Annotated in this window: 15 protein-coding genes; 9 read left to right on the top strand and 6 right to left on the bottom strand. The window is 60.0% G+C overall.

The genetic code is table 11. The annotated features are described in order from the left end of the window. Nucleotides 1-15 precede the first annotated feature (15 nt). The 3 genes from AC1RGE_RS05115 (at nucleotide 16) to AC1RGE_RS05105 (ending at nucleotide 5,169) form a co-directional block, all read left to right on the top strand. Complete coding sequence (locus AC1RGE_RS05115) at nucleotides 16-654, top strand: paraquat-inducible protein A (protein ID WP_492583543.1); 639 nt, start codon at nucleotides 16-18, stop codon at nucleotides 652-654. Between the two features lie 310 nt (nucleotides 655-964). After that, nucleotides 965-2,056, top strand: coding sequence for an efflux RND transporter periplasmic adaptor subunit (locus AC1RGE_RS05110; RefSeq protein ID WP_492583541.1), 1,092 nt, complete (start codon nucleotides 965-967; stop codon nucleotides 2,054-2,056). Beyond that, entirely contained in the window at nucleotides 2,053-5,169 is a 3,117-nt protein-coding gene (locus AC1RGE_RS05105; RefSeq protein ID WP_492583539.1) for an efflux RND transporter permease subunit, read from the top strand. Before AC1RGE_RS05110 ends, AC1RGE_RS05105 begins: the two co-directional genes overlap by 4 nt. Before the next feature lie 130 nt (nucleotides 5,170-5,299). Here AC1RGE_RS05105 and AC1RGE_RS05100 read toward each other — a convergent pair whose 3' ends face one another. The 5 genes from AC1RGE_RS05100 to AC1RGE_RS05080 all read right to left on the bottom strand — a co-directional run bounded on the left by AC1RGE_RS05100 (nucleotide 5,300) and on the right by AC1RGE_RS05080 (nucleotide 8,791). Continuing rightward, nucleotides 5,300-5,812: an Imm15 family immunity protein gene (locus tag AC1RGE_RS05100; RefSeq protein WP_492583537.1), complete on the bottom strand. Its 513-nt coding sequence runs from the start codon at nucleotides 5,810-5,812 to the stop codon at nucleotides 5,300-5,302. Between the two features lie 32 nt (nucleotides 5,813-5,844). Beyond that, complete coding sequence (locus tag AC1RGE_RS05095) at nucleotides 5,845-6,321, bottom strand: hypothetical protein (RefSeq protein WP_492583535.1); 477 nt, start codon at nucleotides 6,319-6,321, stop codon at nucleotides 5,845-5,847. Continuing rightward, nucleotides 6,318-6,689 (bottom strand): hypothetical protein, encoded by a 372-nt coding sequence (locus AC1RGE_RS05090; protein ID WP_492583533.1) that lies wholly within the window; start codon nucleotides 6,687-6,689, stop codon nucleotides 6,318-6,320. Before AC1RGE_RS05090 ends, AC1RGE_RS05095 begins: the two co-directional genes overlap by 4 nt. Nucleotides 6,690-6,770: 81 nt before the next feature. After that, a complete protein-coding gene (locus AC1RGE_RS05085; RefSeq protein WP_492583531.1) occupies nucleotides 6,771-7,916 on the bottom strand; it encodes an AAA family ATPase in 1,146 nt (381 codons plus the stop codon). Between the two features lie 14 nt (nucleotides 7,917-7,930). After that, nucleotides 7,931-8,791: an RNA ligase family protein gene (locus AC1RGE_RS05080; protein WP_262214461.1), complete on the bottom strand. Its 861-nt coding sequence runs from the start codon at nucleotides 8,789-8,791 to the stop codon at nucleotides 7,931-7,933. A 336-nt stretch (nucleotides 8,792-9,127) separates the two neighbouring features. Here AC1RGE_RS05080 and AC1RGE_RS05075 point away from each other — a divergent pair, with 336 nt between their 5' ends. Then, complete coding sequence (locus AC1RGE_RS05075) at nucleotides 9,128-9,787, top strand: hypothetical protein (protein ID WP_492583529.1); 660 nt, start codon at nucleotides 9,128-9,130, stop codon at nucleotides 9,785-9,787. 72 nt (nucleotides 9,788-9,859) lie between these two features. Here the strand turns inward: AC1RGE_RS05075 and AC1RGE_RS05070 are convergent, their stop codons facing one another. After that, nucleotides 9,860-11,551 carry a SulP family inorganic anion transporter gene (locus AC1RGE_RS05070; protein WP_011061293.1) on the bottom strand — a complete coding sequence of 564 codons (1,692 nt, stop codon included), beginning with the start codon at nucleotides 11,549-11,551 and terminating at the stop codon, nucleotides 9,860-9,862. Between the two features lie 609 nt (nucleotides 11,552-12,160). Between AC1RGE_RS05070 and AC1RGE_RS05065 the strand changes: the two genes are divergently transcribed. Genes AC1RGE_RS05065 through AC1RGE_RS05045 form a run of 5 tightly spaced genes read left to right on the top strand, consistent with a single transcriptional unit; the run spans nucleotide 12,161 to nucleotide 18,144 of the window. Then, on the top strand, nucleotides 12,161-14,410 hold the full coding sequence (locus tag AC1RGE_RS05065) for a type VI secretion system Vgr family protein (RefSeq protein WP_065364060.1): 2,250 nt from the start codon (nucleotides 12,161-12,163) through the stop codon (nucleotides 14,408-14,410). An 11-nt stretch (nucleotides 14,411-14,421) separates the two neighbouring features. Then, on the top strand, nucleotides 14,422-14,868 hold the full coding sequence (locus AC1RGE_RS05060; RefSeq protein ID WP_019095552.1) for a DUF6484 domain-containing protein: 447 nt from the start codon (nucleotides 14,422-14,424) through the stop codon (nucleotides 14,866-14,868). 14 nt (nucleotides 14,869-14,882) lie between these two features. Beyond that, complete coding sequence (locus AC1RGE_RS05055) at nucleotides 14,883-15,995, top strand: DUF2169 family type VI secretion system accessory protein (RefSeq protein WP_492583527.1); 1,113 nt, start codon at nucleotides 14,883-14,885, stop codon at nucleotides 15,993-15,995. Beyond that, complete coding sequence (locus AC1RGE_RS05050; RefSeq protein WP_092137439.1) at nucleotides 15,992-17,032, top strand: 3-oxoacyl-ACP synthase; 1,041 nt, start codon at nucleotides 15,992-15,994, stop codon at nucleotides 17,030-17,032. The genes AC1RGE_RS05055 and AC1RGE_RS05050 overlap by 4 nt, the downstream gene beginning before the upstream one ends. Next, complete coding sequence (locus AC1RGE_RS05045) at nucleotides 17,032-18,144, top strand: PAAR-like domain-containing protein (protein WP_072441843.1); 1,113 nt, start codon at nucleotides 17,032-17,034, stop codon at nucleotides 18,142-18,144. Before AC1RGE_RS05050 ends, AC1RGE_RS05045 begins: the two co-directional genes overlap by 1 nt. The last annotated feature ends 22 nt before the right edge of the window (nucleotides 18,145-18,166 follow it).

Genomic DNA, 18,166 nt, shown 5'->3' with positions numbered 1-18,166 from the left:
TCCAGGACCCATTCAATGCACCCAAACCACGCTGGCAACCTGACGAACCTTTCCCTGGACGACCTGGTCGCCTGCCATGAATGCGATTTGCTCATGCGCAGGGAAACGCTGGCCCCCGGGGAAAAAAGTTGCTGCCCACGCTGCGGCTTTGAACTAGCCGTGCACCGCCAGGGGTGGCAACACACCTGCCTGGCCCTGGTGCTGACCACCTTGCTTCTCTACATCCCGGCCAATTTCCTGCCGATCATGCACCTGACCCTGCTGGGGCAGACTCGAAGCGAAACGGTCTGGAGCGGTGTGCTCGGTTTGTTCGAAAGCGGCATGTCGGGGGTGGCTGTGCTGGTGCTGCTGAGCAGCATGGTGATTCCCCTGCTGAAGCTGGTGTGCCAACTGCTCGTGCTCCTGAGTGCGCGGTTCCAGGTGGCGCGGCACACTGGAATGCGCCTGTACCGCACTTATCACCATCTGCGCGAATGGGGCATGCTCGAGGTCTACCTGTTCGCAATCCTGGTTTCCATCGTCAAGTTGATTGACATCGCCGAGCTGAGCCTGGGCATCGGCCTCGCCTGTTTCGTCGCCCTGCTACTCACGCAGATCTGGTTGGAGCTCAGCATGCCTTCGCACCAGGTCTGGGAAGCCCTATCGGGCGAGTAGCTGCAGCGTGCTCGCCAGGCCCTGTCTTCTACGACCGGTTGGAAGCCTTCGGGAGAATGCATTGAGCGCCCGTGACGCGACGGTCCCACCCGCTTTGAATCTTTGGCTATACAGAAACAACGTAAGCAAAAAAATAGTGGTCCTTCCGGCTACCGGACGTACAGCGAGCCCTCTGAAACCTGATCGGGCCCTCAGGCTCGGTACGACTCAAGGGAGGGCGGTCGGCCAGTGATGAATTCTGTAATACGAGCGTGTTTTTCCTGAGGGTGAACACCTTGACTTGCGTGTCCTACTTGATCGAGGGAAAAAAATGATAGTGCCCACGGCATTGCGGATCTGCGGCTATGTGTGCTGCCTTAGCCTGCTCCTTACCGGCTGTCAGGAAGAAAAACGTGCGCAAGAGGCGCCCCGCCCCGTCCGAACGATCATTGCCAAGCCGGGCGTGATAGGTGAAGAAGTCGCCCAAACGGGCGAGATCCGAGCTCACATCGAGACCGATCTGGCTTTTCGTATTGCAGGTCGGATCGCGACCCGCAATGTTGATGTCGGAGTGGCTGTCGCCAAGGGACAGCTACTGGCCTCGCTCGACCCTAACGACGTCCAGAACGAAGTGCGAGTCGCCGAGGCCGAAGTACGCAGTGCGGAAGCCGCGGAAGAGTTTGCCCGATCAGGGCTTGATCGCCAGCGCATGCTGTTTGACAAGCAATTCGTCGCCCGTGCCCGGGTGGATGAGGCGGCGGCTAACTGGCGGGCAGCCAACGCTCGGCTGAACGTGGCAAAGACCGGCCTGCTGACCGCCCGCAACAAGCTGAGCTACACCGAATTGCGCGCCCCAGACGACGCCATTGTCAGCGGGGTAATGGTCAACACCGGCCAGGTTGTCGATGCCGGCCAGCTGGCAATCAAGCTTGCCTCGACACACGAACGTGACGCCGTCTTCAACGTGTCCGAGCGCCTCTACACCTCAGTGATCTCGGATGTGCAAGTCGAAGTGGCTCTCGTGTCGGACCCCAAGATCAAAGTCATTGGTTCCATCCGCGATGTGAGCCCGACCGCCGACGCCGCGACCCGAACCTATCGGGTGCGCATCGCCTTGCCGCAAACCCCGCCCGCCATGACATTGGGGGCCACCGTAACCGGGCGCTTGCTATTGCCCGGCAAAGCGCTGTTCATTCTTCCCGCTACGTCCTTGACCAGCGAGGAAGGCAAGCCGGCGGTGTTTGTGGTGCAACCTTCTGATCACGTGCTTATTCGCAAACCTGTCGTCGTGACACGCTTCACGGCGACACAGGCGCTGATCGAGTCAGGGCTCACCGAGGGCGATGCCGTTGTAACGGCTGGGGTCAGCAAACTTCGCGCAGGACAGAAAGTTGTCTATGAAACCGCGGAGGCGACCCAATGAAGCCGAACACAGCACCGGCAAAAGACCGGCAAGGATTCAACCTCTCGGCCTGGTCAATCGAACAGATGCCTCTGGTGTTCTTCCTCATGCTGGTAACCCTGGTCGGAGGGGCGATCAGCTATTCCAAGCTGAGTCGCAACGAAGATCCGGCGTTTACCATCAAGACAATGGTTGTCACCGCGCACTGGCCTGGGGCCTCCCTCGACGATACAACCCAGCTTCTGACTGACCGCCTGGAAAAAAAGCTTGAAGAGACCCCTTATCTGGACCGGCTCGACAGCTACACGCGCCCAGGCGAATCGGTGATCATGGTCAACCTGCGCGATGATGCGCCGGCGCGAGTAGTCCCTGATGCCTGGTATCAGGTTCGCAAGAAGATGGCCGACATCACCGCAACACTGCCAAGCGGCGTGCAGGGCCCCTTCTTCGATGACGAATTCGGCGACACCTATGGGCAGATCTTCGGATTTACCGCCGAGGGTTTCTCTGACCGTGAACTGCGTGACTACCTCGAAGGCGTGCGCGCTGAACTGCTGCGTATTCCAGGTATTGGCAAGGTTCAGTTGATGGGGGTTCAAGAGGAGCAGATCGTCATTGAGTTCTCCCCGGGCCGGCTTGCCGCCTTCGGGCTTGACGAAGAGGCCGTGTTGCGAGCCTTGAAGGCGCAGAACGCAGTCGTACCATCAGGCACGGTGCGGTTGGCCGAGGATAAGATCGCCCTGCGCGTCAGCGGCGGCTTTGCCTCCGAGGAGAGCTTGCGCAACGTGACGTTGCAGGCCAACGACCGTTTCGTGCCGCTCACCGAACTGGCCGCTATCCAGCGAATAGCAGCCGATCCGCCAGCCCCGCTGTTCCGGGTCAACGGCGAGAAAGCCCTGGGTCTTGCCATCTCGATGGCCGCGGGCGGTAACCTGCTCAATTTCGGCGAGGCCGTACGGACTCGCATGGATGACGTCAGGGCATCCTTGCCTCACGGTATAGAGATGATCCAGGTCGCAGACCAATCGACAGTCGTGAAGCAAGCCGTCAGTGGCTTCTTGACGGTCCTCGCCGAAGCGGTGGCGATCGTGCTTGCGGTTTCCTTTCTCTCGCTCGGTGTCCGCGCCGGGTTGGTGGTCAGCCTGTCGATCCCCCTTGTTCTGGCGATGACCTTCATCGGTATGGAGCTGACCGGCATCGGCCTGCAACGTATCTCGCTCGGGGCCCTGATCATCGCCCTTGGCCTTCTGGTCGATGACGCGATGATCACCGTGGAGGCCATGGTCGGAAAACTGGAAGAAGGCTGGAATCTGAAGCGCGCAGCGAGCTTCGCCTACGAGTCAACCGCCTTCCCGATGCTGACCGGCACACTGGTGATGATCGCCGGGTTCATCCCGGTTGGCTTTGCGGCCTCCAGCGCAGGTGAATACTGCTACTCGATGTTTATGGTCGTGCTGATCTCGCTGTCGGCCTCCTGGATTGTTGCGGTGCTGTTTTCACCCTTGCTCGGGACCCTGATCCTGCCCAAGTCATTGCCGCATCACGGCCATGGCGCCGGGCGCCTGATGAAAGCCTACGAACGGGCGCTGGCTTGGGCCCTTGGCCATCGGGCAATGACCCTGGGCGTTGCCATGGCGGCGTTCGTCGCCTCTCTCGGTGCCTCCAGCTATCTCGAACAGCAGTTCTTTCCACCTTCCGACCGCCCCGAGCTTCTGGTGAGCCTGACGCTGCCGCAGAATGCCTCACTGGATGCAACGGCGCGGGAAGCCTCGAAACTTGAGGCGTTGCTAAAGAACGACCCCGATGTCGAGCGTTTTTCCACTTACATCGGCTCCGGGGCCATTCGTTTCTATCTCCCGATGGAAGTCTTGCTGCAGAACGAAAACGTCACCCAGACGGTGGTGGTGACCAAGGGCGTCAAGGAGCGCGATGCGTTACAGGCGAAGCTTGCCGCGGCGTTCAAGACGCAATTCTCCGACCTCATCGCTCGTGCGACGCCACTGGAGCTCGGTCCGCCAGTGGGGTGGCCACTCAAGTATCGGATCACGGGACCCGATCAGAACACCGTGCGCGATATTGCCGGGCGTCTGGCCAACCTCATCTCCGCCAACCACGACACCCGCGAGGTTCACCTGCTTTCTGGCGAGCCACAGCGCAGTATCCTCGTCGAAGTCGACCAGACTCAGGCCCGCGCCCTGGGGCTTTCGTCCGAAGATATCGCCAGTACCATGGCGACCATTTTCTCGGGCTCGGCGGTGACCACCGTGCGCGATCACGACCGGTTGATCGATGTGGTGATCCGCGCCCAGATCGGCGAACGCACCAACCTTGCAACCCTCGCCAATCTTCAGTTGCGCTCGTCCCAAGGTCATACCATCCCCTTGACTCAAATCGCCAAGCTGAGTTTTGGCGTCGAAGATCCCATCGTCTGGCGACGCCAACGTCTTCCCCTGCTCACCGTGCAGGGAGATGTTCGCGATGGGCTCGAGGCCTCGACCGTAGTGCAGGCGCTCGCACCGGTTGTGGCACGGTTCTCTGCGGAGCTGCCCAAGGGGTACAAGGTTGAAACAGGTGGCGCAGTCGAGGAAGCCGCCAAGGGGAGCAAATCGCTGCTCGCCGTTCTCCCGCTCACCGCGCTGGTGATGTGCGTGCTCTTGATGGTGCAACTGCGCAGTTTTTCCCGCATGTTCCTGGCCATCGCAATGGCGCCGTTCGGACTCATAGGCGTTGTCCTGGCCATGCTGCCGACAGGAACGCCCATGGGCTTTGTGGCGCAGTTGGGGGTAATTGCTCTGGTCGGGATGATCGTGCGCAATGCGATCATTTTGATCGAGGAGGTGGAGATCAACATGAAACTGGGGCAGTCGCCAGCCGAAGCGATAATTCACGCGTCGATGCACCGGGCCCGGCCGATTCTGTTGACCGCCTGCGCCGCTATTCTCGGCATGATCCCGATCGCCCCGCAGATATTCTGGGGACCGATGGCCTACGCGGTGATTGGCGGGCTGGCCATTGCGACAGTCGTGACCTTGACGGTCCTGCCCTGCGGTATTTCTCTGTTGTTGCAATGGGAGAATCGCCACCGCAGGCCGCAAGATCCCTCCATCAGCCCCGATCCCGTGCTGCGCACTTAGGTCGAGGCTGGAGAACTGCAACCAGGTTCACGAAGTGTGGCGCCAGAACCGGCGCCGCACTCGTGTTTGCAACACTGGATCTTCTGCCAAGCCAGGCTTTGTGAATAGGCCCACGCATCAGCATTTTCTCTCAGCAAGTCCTGGAAACAGCAAAGATCCTTACAATGTCTTCAGCGCAAGCGGTGTCATAAAACCTACTCTCATAAAAATCAAAAGCTGTTTCTAGCCCGCAGCTGGAAAAATGCCTTTTTACTTCTGTCATCTCCCGCGATGCAATTCCTTTATCCTTTTCTCGTATGTTCTCCAAGAAACCGTCTGAAGCTGGTTTTGGATAAATAAATATATTAGGCATGAGGACGCTTTGCTCCTCCAATCCCGCAAACTCCGTAAACGTCATGGCAAAAAAAACACCTTCAGTTCTTGACGCCTCCAACCACCTTAGAGTGTTTAAAAGAAATACAGCGAGGCCTATCAGAAAGCCAGAAACACCACTGTCGTTCATCTCATCTTTCAAGAGCTTTAAGCGACTATATCTAGATACAAGCGGTATTTCTTCAAAGCTCTCATAGCTTTCAAAGAAAATAGCCATATCGTTATAGGGCTCTTTACTGATTATCCGGCTATATAGTTCTGTAAGCTTCATTTTTACAGGGCACTCAATCGATGATTATCAAGCTATGTAGCGCAGCAGCGGCGATATGCAATAAAACCTTGAAAGTTCTTGATAAAATCCTGCCTTATATCAGGGGTTATGTTTTTTAGAATCAGAAAATAAAGATAAATCGGTGTTATATCTCCTGTACCCTCTTCAATCCAGCGCTCTTGCGTTCCAAAACAAAAAATCACACAACGTATGAGATTGGCAAAGTTCTCATCTGACTTACGGTGCTGGCTCTCTATTTCCCAAAGTTCGATCGCCAGCTTTTTTCGGAGATCTTTATCGTTTTCTATACGCTCTCGCTGGATGCCTTCTTCGATATATGGAACCAGCATCTTCAACTTGGAGTCAGAGATACTGGCAAGCACGCCACTGTCAATCAGCCTGAGCAGATAGAGAGCATACTGACGTGTCATTTCCCCGAAAGACACATCCGCATCAATTAGCGCCTCTTCAAGGTGATCGAATTCTTTAACTTCCAGGCTATCAATCACTCCAACGCCCCACCTTCAAGAAACGTAAGTAATTCAATAAGCACCCGCGCTTCCGATGAGGCCAGCAGCGCTTCAACTTCCCCACAGCTACCGTGCATGGAGATGATATTACCAGCGAGTATTTCCCCATCAGGAGTGCATGCGTCCAAGGTCAGCACAAAGGATCCATCTTCCAAGTGCTCACCTTCAAATATAAGCTCAACCTCACAGGGGAAAATCGTCACGTAGACACAGAACTTTTCACCTGGGTACTCGTAATGCCCGCGATCTCTGCTTAGTGCCGTACCTTGCCTTTTTGAAGACGCTACATAGAGCCGATCTAAAAAAGCCCCAAGTGCCTCCATGCATTTCATTTTTTCAGTTATCACTTAGCCCTCCTTGCTCACATCAGGTGTTATCTGCTCGAAACCAGATTGAACGCACCATCTTCAGATGGGCGAACTCCCGGTTCAGCCCGTCACGGCCTGATAAACAACCCGGTGTGCCTCGGTCGGCAACGGCACTTCCCACTTGAACAGCATGCGGCGGATATCATCGTTGCGCAGCGAGGTGTCGCGCTGCTGGTTGCGCCGCATGATCTCGCTCTCGGGGCGCTCCAGGTAGAGAATTTCCACCTCGGCGCCGTAACCGTAGAGCAAGTCCAAGGTGCGGTTGCGCATCTGCGCCGACAGGTGCGTCGAGTTCCACACAAAGGGTTTGTGCTCTCGCAGCAAGGCCTTGGCCCGGTCGATGGCGTAATGCGCAGCGGCGCCTTCATTCTGTCCATGGCGCAGGCCCAGGGCCTGGCGGGCGTCGTCGAACGACACCACCGGCAGCTCCGGGTGATGCTGTGCGGTCCAGGTGTCCTTGCCGCTTGCCGGCAGGCCCGAGAGCATCACCACCGACGAACCCTGCGGCGCGTGCAACGGGTAGTCGGGATGTACCCGGGCGCCACGCAGGTACTGAATGCGTGTGTAGTCGTCGGCAAAGGCCCGCGGGCCGTGCAGGCAGCCCTCCTCCTGCGCCAGTTCGCGCCACAGTTCGATGGCGTCCAGTACATCGGCCTTGCCGGCGTAGTTGCGGCCCTGCATATCGGCCTCGGCGACGGCACAGAGCATCCACAGCGGCAGTTCCCAGGACAGTTTGTGCAAGAGGAACTCAGGGCTGCGGCCGCTGCGATTACCCTGCAGGGCGAAAAACGGCACTTGGTGCACGGCGATGATGCGGCAGATCTGCTCGCGCAGCTCGAACGGCACACCGGCGCGCCACAACAGCAGCCGCGCATCCACCGCCCCCCGGCGTGAATGACCGGGCTGGCCGATACGCCCGGTATCCTTGTCGATCACCGTGGTGTCGGGCTTGGCGATGTCGTGCAACAGGGCCGCGAAGAACAGCACAAAGCGCTGCTCGGCGCTGGCCTGCTGGTAGGCGGGTTGCGCCAGTAATGCCTCGACCACCAGACAGGTATGAATCCATACATCGCCCTCGGCGTGGTAGATCGGGTCTTGCGGTGTGTCGGCCAGGCGCGCCAGGGCCGGAATGGCCGACAGGCAGGCGGCGGTGTCCATATCGCGCCCCGGCTCGGGGACCAGTTGGCGCAGTTGTTGAATATCCATTTCGAGATGCTCCTTCAGTAGCCGTGGCGTGGGCCCTGCCAGTCCATGGACAGGCGCGGGGCATAGAGGTCGACGCCGGCGGCCAGTTGATTGGGGATAAAGGGTTGGCTGGCATGGTGCTGGTCGGCATCGAGGATGGCCTGGACGAAGTCCTGGCGTACCCACTTGAGCCGGCCGAGGGTCTGCTGCTCGTCCTCGAGCTTCAGGTACAGGCCCTCCATGCGGCTGGAGCGGTCGCACTGGCGCCAGGCACGGGCCAGGTCGAGGCCTTCGCGGTGCACCACCTGCTCGAACACCTGGCGCCAGTGCGCGGTCTTGGCCAGCGAATCGCCCACCAGCGCTAGCAGCTCGGCATGCCGGCGCGGTGCCGGGCCTTCGTACAGCACAGGCACCGACAGAACCGGCCCACCTTCTAGCAGGCGCCGGCGCGCCGCGGTGGAGAGGAACAGCCCTGTGGCGCGGTCCCACACATCGAACTCGCAGAAGTAATGTGGCAAGTGGTCGTAGAACACCGAGTGCTTCTTGTGCAGCCACTCGCCATACAGCACGAAGCGATCTTCCAGGCGTTCCAGCAACCAGTGCTCATGGGCCGAGGCCCACTGCTTGAACAGATTGAACTGGCGCTCGCGACCACCGCCAGTGAGGTAGTGACCGCGAGATTGCAGGCGCAACTCGCCGCCTGCGCTAAAGCTGATGCCGGTGTTGGCACCATCGAGTTTTTCTTCCACCACCAGCCACTGTCCGGCCAGGGCGGCATAGCGCACCTGGCCAGTGTCAGTGTCGCCATCTTGCAGGCGCGAGCCTTGCAGGTGGGGCGTGCGGGGGTATTTGAGCAGTTCCAGGTTGTGCGCGGTGGCACGAATATCCGTGTGCATGGGTTTGTCCTCGAAAACAGAGAAAAACCAACGACAGGATCAGGCAGGCATGGCAATCAAGCGCCGCGCGCAAGCACGGGCAGCCATCAGGCAGGATGGACCGTCGTCGGTATCAGGCGTGTTGGCTGGCGTAGGGCACTGGCTTCACCACTTGGAGAAAAGGTTGCAGAGGCTTTAGGGCGCGCATTCAACAGCAGATAGCGGCATCCGGTCAAGCCCAGAAAGGACAAAACTCCAGCGGCCCTGTTTGCGCGCAACACCCGAGCTTTTGTCATGAAAAAAACCGCCTGGCGCTCTTAGGGTGCAGCCAGTCATAACCCCGATAAGGAATCGATCATGAAACTTTCAAGCGTGCTGATGGCTGGCGTCATTGGCCTGGCCCTTGCACCTTTGGCCCAGGCCTCGTCCCTGGCTGACAGCGAAGAAAAAGCCCAGTTGCGCAAACTCTTCTGCGAGTCGAAGGGCGGCGCCGATATCACTGCGCAGGGTGAGTTGAAGAAGTCCGACGACGTCGGCGCCGTGGTGGTGTGCAAGCTCCCGCCCTCGCCCACCACCGTGGTGGAAAACCAGGCGGCATCGAGCCTTGCCGCGCTGCCATTGACGCCTGTCACGGCAACGCTTGCGCCACCGTCCGGGGTCTACAAGCTCGCCCCGGGAGCCAGCAGCGTCAACACTTCATGCTCGGCCAACCTGGCCATCGCCAAATGGGCGGGCTTTCCCAATACCAGCAACGGCAACGCCACCTTGAACTGTCGTGGATACAATGCCGGCGCAGCAGGCGGTACGCTGGGTTGCAAGATCGAATGGACCGGGCCGACCCAGGTCGCCATCGGGGTCACTCCTTACGGCGGCCAGGTCGCGGTGAACTTCAATTGCCAGGCCCTGTACTTCGGTTCCGTCGGCACGGTGATGGATTTCAGCTACGCCGACCCGACGTATCCGCGCATCCGCTATGGCTCGGTCCAGGCCACCAGCAGCATGACCATCACCCAGTGATGCCATGCCAACCTGGCTGAGCTTCGATCAAGCGCCGGCAGGGCCGCTCCCTGCCGGTCACCCTCCTCTGCTTCATTGCTTGCCGCGCATGCTGTTGCGCCATATGCGGTAGGTCCTGATGCCCGAACGCACCGAACCGAACAGCAACTGGCTGTCCATTTCCCGGGTCATCCCCGAACGTTCCAGCATCGCCAGGAAAGTACCGCGGGCACGGGCGATAGCGAAGTAGATGCCCTGGGCGGCCAGGGTCTCGCGGATTTCCCGCAGCACCGCGATGCCGCTGACATCGATATCGGTCACCGCCTCGGCATCGAACAGCACCACCTCGGGTTGGCTCTCGCGCTGCACGGTGTCCAGCAGGCGCATCTTGAAGTAGTCGGCGTTGAAGAACAGGATCGCGTCGTCGAAGCGATACACCACCAGGCCGGGCACAGTGCGGGCTTGCGGGTACTGGCGGATGTCCACCTGGCCTTCGATGCCCGGCATCCAGCCCAGCACCGCGTCGGTGGGTTGGTAGATGCTGTACAGCAGGCGCAGGATGGCCAGGGTCACGGCGAACATGATGCCCGGCAGCACGCCCAGCCCCAGCACACTGACGGTGGTCAGCAGGCACAGCCAGAACTCGAAGCGGCTCAGGCGGTAGATTTGCTTCAGGGACTTGACGTCGAGCAAGCCCCAGCCCGCCATCAACAGCACCGCGCCCAGGGCCGGCTGCGGAATCCACGCCATGGGCGCGGTGAAAAACAGCAGAATCAGCGCAATCGCCAGGGCGGCGATGATGCCCACCAGTTGGCTCTTGCCTCCGGCCATGTCATTGACCGCGGTACGCGAATCCGCACCGCTGATGGCAAAGCCCTGGGAGGCACCGGCGGCCAGGTTGCTCAGGCCCAGGGCGATGAATTCATGGTTGGCGTTGATCGCGTAGCCATGGCGCGCGGCGAAGCTGCGGGCAGTGAGCATGGCGCTGCAGAAACTCACGGTAGCGATGCCCAGCGCGTCGCGCAGCAGGCTCTTGCTTTCCTCCAGGGTGGTCTTGGGCCAGGACAACTCCGGCATCCCGGCCGGCACATGACCGAGGATCGCCACTCCGAGGCGGTCGAAGCCCAATAGCCCGGCCAGCAAGGTGAACAGCGCCACCGTCAGCAGCGCCGCAGGTACGCGCGGATAGCGTCGCGGCAGCCAGATCAAAAGGCCCAGGCTGGCCAGGCCGACGGCCAGGGTCAGGCCATGGATCTCCCCCAGGCGCTGGAGAAAGTCCGCCAGCCCCAGGATGAAGCCGTCGCCTTCGATCTTGAAGCCCACCACCTTGCCCATTTGCCCGGCGATCAGGCTCAGACCGATGCCGTTGAGGTAGCCGATGAGGATCGGCCGCGAGAAGAAGCTGGCGATAAAACCCGCCCGGGCGATCCCGGCGGCAATCAGCATCAGGCCCACCAGCACGGTGACGATCATCGACAATTCGACGGTACGCTGCAGGTCGCCCATGGCCAAAGGCGCCACGGCCCCGCCGAGCATGGCGCAAGTAGCGGCATCGGGGCCGACCATCAGTTGCCGCGAGCTGCCGATCAAGGCATAGACGATCATCGGCAGCACACAGGCGTAAAGCCCGTACTGCGGTGGCAGGCCGACAATCTGCGCATAGGCGATGGCGATCGGGATCTGGATAGCCGCCACGGACAAGCCGGCCCGCAGGTCGGCGCGCAACCATTCGCGGCGGTAGTGCAACAAGTTGGACAGGCCAGATAGACAGCGGGATAACGACATGCCGGGTCCTTTCGAAATATTCCGTTTTATTCTTTGGCTGCGCGCTTGTTTGGCAAGGCGACGCGGGGCGTTATTCAAGCGAATCGGGCAACTTAGCGCCATGAGCTGGAGCAGCTTTTGCTTCGATTCACCCAGGTGCTTGGCCATGGGCAACCCGCTGAGGCGCAGGTGGTGGTGAGCTTGGGCCGCTATGGATGAACAACTCCTCCCATTCATGGGCCGCCAAGCCAGTTATAACGGCGCGCTGCCTTGATGACGCGCCACCTCTCGGTGCATGTCGTCGCGCTCGTAGCCAGGCAAAAAATGACCGTCGGTCACCTACCTTGAAACGGCTCGGTGTTCGCTCCATTGGTCGGAGAGTTTCTTGACTAGGATTAAACCGCGCTAAGACTTTAACCGAAATTGTTAGAGGTGATGCCCAAGTGGCTCTGGACAGAAGGTTAATCCGCAGAAGCCGGATTGACTCGTACGTTCGCTTTGACTGAGTGCCTATGAGGCCGATATGGAGATCATCTCTGTGGTGGATGTACCGCGATGGATGGACACGATTTCCCCTGACCCCGCGAGACGGACGACTGACGCCCGAACACGAGCCAGAGGAAGTCGTTTATGGCAATAACGCAAAACAACCGTTTGGTGCAGGTCGACAGTCCCCTCGGCGGCGATGTCCTGTTGCTGCAGAGCATGGAAGGCAACGAAGAGCTGGGGCGATTGTTCCACTACGAATTGGACCTCACCTCCGAAAACCGAGCGATCACATTCGACCAGTTGCTGGGCAAGCCGATGGGCCTGACCCTGGAGCTGCACGACGGCAGCAAACGCTATTTCCACGGCATTGTCTGCAGCTGCCGGCAAGTGAACGGCCACGGTCAGTTCGCCGGCTACCGCGTCAGCCTACGGCCCTGGTTATGGCTGCTCACGCGCACTTCGGACTGCCGGATTTTCCAGAACAAAACGGTGCCGGAGATCATCAAGCAGGTGTTCCGCGACCTCGGTTTCTCCGATTTCGAAGACAGCCTGAGCGGCAACTACCGCGAGTGGGAATATTGCGTGCAGTACCGTGAAACCAGCTTTGACTTCGTCAGCCGGTTGATGGAGCACGAAGGCATCTATTACTACTTTCGCCATGAGCAGGCGCGTCATGTACTGGTGTTTGCCGACGCCTATGGCGCCCACTCCACGGTGGCCGACTATGACTCGGTGCCCTTCTACCCGCCCGATCGGCAAATGCGCGAGCGCGACCATTTCTACGATTGGCAACTGGAGCGGGAAGTCCAACCCGGTTCTCTGGAGCTAAACGACTACGACTTCAAGCGCCCCCGCGCCAGACTGGAGGTGCGCTCCAGTGTGTCGCGCAGTCACAGCAACGGCGACCACCCGCTCTACGACTACCCCGGTGAATACGTTCAGAGCAACGACGGCGAGCACTACGCGCGTACCCGCATCGAAGCCATTCACAGCCAGTTCGAGCGCGTGCAGCTGCGCGGCCGCGCCCGCGGGCTGGGCTGCGGCCATTTGTTCAAGCTGACCGGCTACGAGCGCGAGGACCAGAACCGCGAATACCTGGTGGTGTTCGCACGCTATCAGATCCGCCAGGAACTCTATGAAAATGCGCAGCTGGACCTGTCCGAGCAGTTCACCAGCGAGCTGGACTGCATGGATGCCAGCCAGGCCTTCCGCCCTCTTCCCCTGACCCCCATGCCCATTGTTCGCGGGCCGCAGACCGCCGTGGTGGTCGGCCCCGATGGCGAGGAGATCTGGACCGACCAGTATGGCCGGGTCAAAGTGCATTTCTACTGGGACCGCCACGACCAGTCCAATGCCAATAGCTCCTGCTGGATGCGCGTGTCCCAGGCCTGGGCCGGCAAGAACTGGGGAGCGGTGCAAATCCCGCGGATCGGTCAGGAAGTGATCGTCAGTTTCATCGAAGGCAACCCGGATCGGCCGATCATCACTGGCCGCGTCTACAACGCCGAACAGACCGTGCCCTACACGCTACCGGCCAATGCCACTCAGAGCGGGGTGAAAAGCCGTTCGAGCAAGGACGGCTCACCGGCCAACTTCAATGAAATCCGCATGGAGGACAAGAAAGGTGCGGAGCAACTGTTTATCCATGCCGAGAAGAACCAGGACATCGAGGTCGAGAACGACGAGACCCACTGGGTCGGCCACGACCGCAGCAAGACCATCGATAACGACGAGACTGTGCATGTCAAACACGACCGCACCGAAACCGTCGATCACAACGAGACCATCACCATCGGCGTCAACCGCACCGAAAGCGTGGGCAACAACGAGGACATCAGCATTGGCGTCAACCGTACCGAAAGCGTCGGCAGTAACGAGACGATCAGCATAGGCCTCAACCGCACCATCAGCGTGGGCGCCAGCGAAACCGCGACCGTGGCCCTGCAACGCACCCATGCGGTAGGTATCAACGAGACGATCGCCATCGGCGCCGCGCAGGAAGTTGTCATCGGTGCCTTTCAAACGGTGAATGTAGGGGCCTACCAAAACGTCAACGTGGGCCTCTACCAGTCGACCAATGTGGGTACCAACCGCTCGGTGGACGTCGGAGCCAATCTTTCAACGACGGTAAAAGACAACGAATCGCGCCAGGTCGGCGCGGGACGCACGACCGATATCGGCAAGGACGATGAGCTGACGGTGGGCAAGAACCTTGTCATCGATGCCGGTGACTCGGTGACCATCATGACCGGCAAAGCCAGCATCGTCATGAAGAAGGACGGCACCATCAGCATCAGCGGCAAGGACATCACCATAGACGGCTCTGGCGCGATCAACATCAAGGCCAACAAGAACGTGGTGATCAAGGGACGCAAGATCCTGCAAAACTAGGAGTAACGCGTATGACGGTTCAATACTCACTGCCCACGCAGGCCCGCATCGATGGCGTAGTCGTCGGTGTACTGCTCGACCTGCCACAGGCCAGTGCGCCCTGGGTGACCTACCCCGGCTGCCCCGAGCAACAGAGCATCGCCGCCCGCAGCACCACCCTGCTCTCCCCTGAAGACATCGGCAGCCAAGTGGCGCTGATGTTCGAAGATGGCGATCCTTCCCGCCCGCTAGTGATCGGCCGCCTGCTGAGCCAGGCCATGGCGCCCGAACCGGTTGCCAGCGTGCAACTGGACGACCAGCGCCTGGAACTGCGCGCCGAACGCGAGATCGTGCTGCGTTGCGGCAAGGCCAGCATCACCCTGACCCGCGCGGGCAAAGTGATCATCCAGGGCGCCTACCTGTCCAGTCGCTCCAGCGGGGTCAACCGCATCAAGGGTGGTTCGGTGCAGATCAACTAGACAGGTAGTCGCCTATGGAATTGCTCAACGCCAGCAAACTGCTTGCTGCCTATACCCAGGGCATGGAGCCCGATGGCCGCGAATCCCTGGTGGTGGTGGTCAAAGGCACGTTTAATCTGCCTCTGGACGGCCGCGCGGCGACCCTGGCCGAGACCCAGCAACCGCTGCTGATGGCCGATACCTTCCTCGGCGAACCCGGTCTCAGCGCCCCGCTGCAGGAAATGGACTTCGCACCGGTCAAGCCGTTCTGCGATGTGCTGGTGCGCGGCAAGGCCTATGCCCCAGGCGGGCGACCCGTGAGCCAGATGGCAGCGGGCATTCGCGTCGGTCAGATGAGCAAGGCCTTTTCCGTGCTCGGCCCCCGACAATGGCAATTGGGGCTACTGGGCGTTTCTCCCGGCTTGCCGCAGCCCTTCATCGAGCAGGACATCTCTTATGCCCAGGCCTTTGGCGGCAGCCATCCGATGGCGGAAGACTCCGAATTGCGTTACAGCTACCTGGACAATCCGACCGGTTGTGGCTGGTTTCCAAGCCGCATGGGCAGTGCTGCCATCGTCGGCATGCCGATGCCGAGCACCGAGGAATTGGGCAAGGCGATCGACAGTCCCTCTGGCGACTTCCGTCCTATGGCCCTTGGCCCCATCGGCCGCAGCTGGCCGCAACGTGCTCGCTTCGCTGGCACTTACGACGATGCCTGGCTGGCCGACCGCTTTCCGTTTCTGCCGGGAGATTTCGACCGTCGCTACTTTCAGGCGGCCCCTGACGATCAGCAGATTCCTTACCTGCGTGGCGGCGAGGATGTGTTGCTGCTCAACCTCACACGCCAGGAGCGCGCGGGCTTTCGCATCCCCGAAATGGACGTGCCGGTGACCTTCTTTCTGAAAAAAGGCGGTCACGAGACTGTGCAGGCGGTGATCGATACCCTGCTGATCGACACAGACGCGCTCCAGGTGCAACTGACCTGGCGTGTCTCTCGTGTACTACGACACAACATGTTCGAGATCGCTCAGGTGCTGGTCGGCACTATGTCCACAGGCTGGTGGCGCGCCCGCGAACTGGGCAAGGATTACTACCCGTCGCTCTCCTCCCTGGTAAAAGCCAGGCACGCCCCCGAGGAGACAAACTGATGACTGCACTTTGCATCATCGGTTCCGGCATGGTCAGCGCCGTTGGCCTCAGCGCACCCGCGAGCTGCGCGGCGATTCGCTGCGCTATCGATAACTTCCAGGAAACCCGCTTCATCGACTGCGGCGGCGAATGGCTGATCGCTGCCAGCGTGCCTCTGGAGCAGCCCTGGCGTGGGCGCAGCAAACTGATCAAGATGGCCGCCTGCGCCATCGCCGAGGCGCTGCAAAGCACCCCTAACGTCGACCCGGAAAAGACCCCGCTGCTGCTGGGGGTGGCGGAAGTCGAGCGCCCCGGCCGCCTCGACGGCCTCGATAAGGGGCTGCTGCACGCCATCGAAGCCGAACTGGGCCTGCGCTTTCATCCCAGTTCCAACGTCATCGCCTATGGACGGGTCAGCGCTGCCGTGGCCCTGCTTGATGCGCGTACGCTGATCTACCAGGGCGGCCATCGCCACGTGCTGATTGCCGGCGTCGACTCCTTCTTGAATGGACCGACGCTGGCCGCTTTCGAAGCACGCGATCGCCTGCTCACTAGCCAGAACTCCAACGGATTTATCCCCGGCGAAGGTGCCGCCGCCGTGGTGCTGGCCGCCCCCGTTGCCAGCGAAGAACCGCAATTGGCCTGCCTCGGCCTGGGATTCGGCGTGGAGAAGGCCACCGTGGAGGCCGAAGGTACTCCCCTGCGTGCTGAAGGTCTGACTCAAGCCGTACGCGCTGCCCTGAGCGAGGTTGGCTGTGGGTTGGAGCAAATGGATTATCGGCTCACCGACATCTCCGGCGAGCAGTACTACTTCAAGGAAGCCTCCCTGGCCCTGAGCCGTACCCTGCGGGTGCGCAAGGAGTTCTTCCACCTCTGGCACCCGGCCGACTGCATTGGCGAAGTCGGCGCCGCCATCGGCCCGACGATGCTGGCCGTGGCCTTGGCCGCCAGCCGCAAGGGCTACGGTGACGGCCCGAATATCCTCTGCCACCTCGGCAACGACGCCGGCCAACGCGCCGCCGCCCTGCTCAGCTACCAGACCGTGAGGGCTGCCTGATGGCCAACGAGGTGTATGCCAACAATATGGAGATTTCCTGCAAGGCGGCCGATGGCAAGTCCGTCGCCTGCTTTCCGGATGTCTGCTTCACTCCGCCCGTGGCTCCGCCGACACCGATGGGGGTACCCATTCCCTACCCCAATACGGGTATGTCCAAGGACACCACCCGGGGCACACGAACGGTCAAGATCACCCGCAAAGAGGTGATGCTCAAGGACAAGAGTTACTTCAAGACAAGTTATGGGGATGAGGCTGGGAATGCGCCCAAGAAGGGGGTCATCACTAGCAAGATCAAGGGGAAGGTGTACTTCACTTCCTGGTCGATGAATGTGAAGTTCGAAGGTCAAAACGTAGTACGGCACCTTGATATGACGACGCACAACCATGCTTCACAGCCAGGTAATACCCCTCCCTGGCCTCACCTTTCCAAGATGTCGCCGAGCACCCAGGGAAAATGCAAAAGGGAGAAAAAAAGAGAAAGAAAATCCTGCCAGGAATACAAACCGTACGGTGAAAAGAATGTTTGTAAAGAGGCCGAGCTGAGCGGTGAAATGGTCAATGAAAGCGCTTGGGCCAGCAAAACAGCGACAAGAGCCAAAGCAAACAAATGCTTGTCGGCTCGCCGCTGTCAGTTAGTGCCGTACCGCCCTAAGGACGAAGCAGGTATAGCCGGATGCTGTCCAGCACAAACACCTGACCATGTCATACCGAAAAGCTCATTTTCTGTAGGAGCGTTCAGTAACAACAAGCGCCAGCCCGGCTGGGAAGAGTATTCGAAAGATACGGCGCCTTGTATGTGCGTTGAGGGCTGGGGGAACACTCATGGGAGTCATGGTGTCCGACACAGCGAGCATAAAGCTCTGGGGGTTATCGCTGGGGTCAAGAAAGGCGATATGCGCGAATTCGGTAAAGAGGCCTCCATGGCGGCCCAAAGTACTCGTGGCGCGTTTCCCGAGTCAAACTGTAGCGAACGCTGCCTCACGGCACAGTTGGCCGACGGGCATAAAAAAATGCTACCGCCAAATACGCAGCCCCCTAAAGTAAAACATTCACCAAGCGGAAGAAGTAAGCCAGCGGTATTGAACCGTACTGCGAGAAGGCCCTCCCCTTGAGCCACCACCCAATAAACGGATA

The organism is Pseudomonas sp. GW823-FHT02C05, from assembly GCF_058797595.1.
The sequence above is the reverse complement of the archived record's forward strand: the minus strand, read 5'-3'. Positions and strand labels throughout refer to the sequence as shown.

Excerpts from the sequence above, each read along its gene's own strand:
- AC1RGE_RS05115 (WP_492583543.1), top strand. The coding sequence starts at position 16 with ATGCACCCAAACCACGCTGGCAACCTGACGAACCTTTCCCTGGACGAC.
- AC1RGE_RS05110 (WP_492583541.1), top strand. The coding sequence starts at position 965 with ATGATAGTGCCCACGGCATTGCGGATCTGCGGCTATGTGTGCTGCCTT.
- AC1RGE_RS05105 (WP_492583539.1), top strand. The coding sequence starts at position 2,053 with ATGAAGCCGAACACAGCACCGGCAAAAGACCGGCAAGGATTCAACCTC.
- AC1RGE_RS05100 (WP_492583537.1), bottom strand. The coding sequence starts at position 5,812 with ATGAAGCTTACAGAACTATATAGCCGGATAATCAGTAAAGAGCCCTAT.
- AC1RGE_RS05085 (WP_492583531.1), bottom strand. The coding sequence starts at position 7,916 with ATGGATATTCAACAACTGCGCCAACTGGTCCCCGAGCCGGGGCGCGAT.
- AC1RGE_RS05080 (WP_262214461.1), bottom strand. The coding sequence starts at position 8,791 with ATGCACACGGATATTCGTGCCACCGCGCACAACCTGGAACTGCTCAAA.
- AC1RGE_RS05075 (WP_492583529.1), top strand. The coding sequence starts at position 9,128 with ATGAAACTTTCAAGCGTGCTGATGGCTGGCGTCATTGGCCTGGCCCTT.
- AC1RGE_RS05070 (WP_011061293.1), bottom strand. The coding sequence starts at position 11,551 with ATGTCGTTATCCCGCTGTCTATCTGGCCTGTCCAACTTGTTGCACTAC.
- AC1RGE_RS05065 (WP_065364060.1), top strand. The coding sequence starts at position 12,161 with ATGGCAATAACGCAAAACAACCGTTTGGTGCAGGTCGACAGTCCCCTC.
- AC1RGE_RS05060 (WP_019095552.1), top strand. The coding sequence starts at position 14,422 with ATGACGGTTCAATACTCACTGCCCACGCAGGCCCGCATCGATGGCGTA.
- AC1RGE_RS05055 (WP_492583527.1), top strand. The coding sequence starts at position 14,883 with ATGGAATTGCTCAACGCCAGCAAACTGCTTGCTGCCTATACCCAGGGC.
- AC1RGE_RS05045 (WP_072441843.1), top strand. The coding sequence starts at position 17,032 with ATGGCCAACGAGGTGTATGCCAACAATATGGAGATTTCCTGCAAGGCG.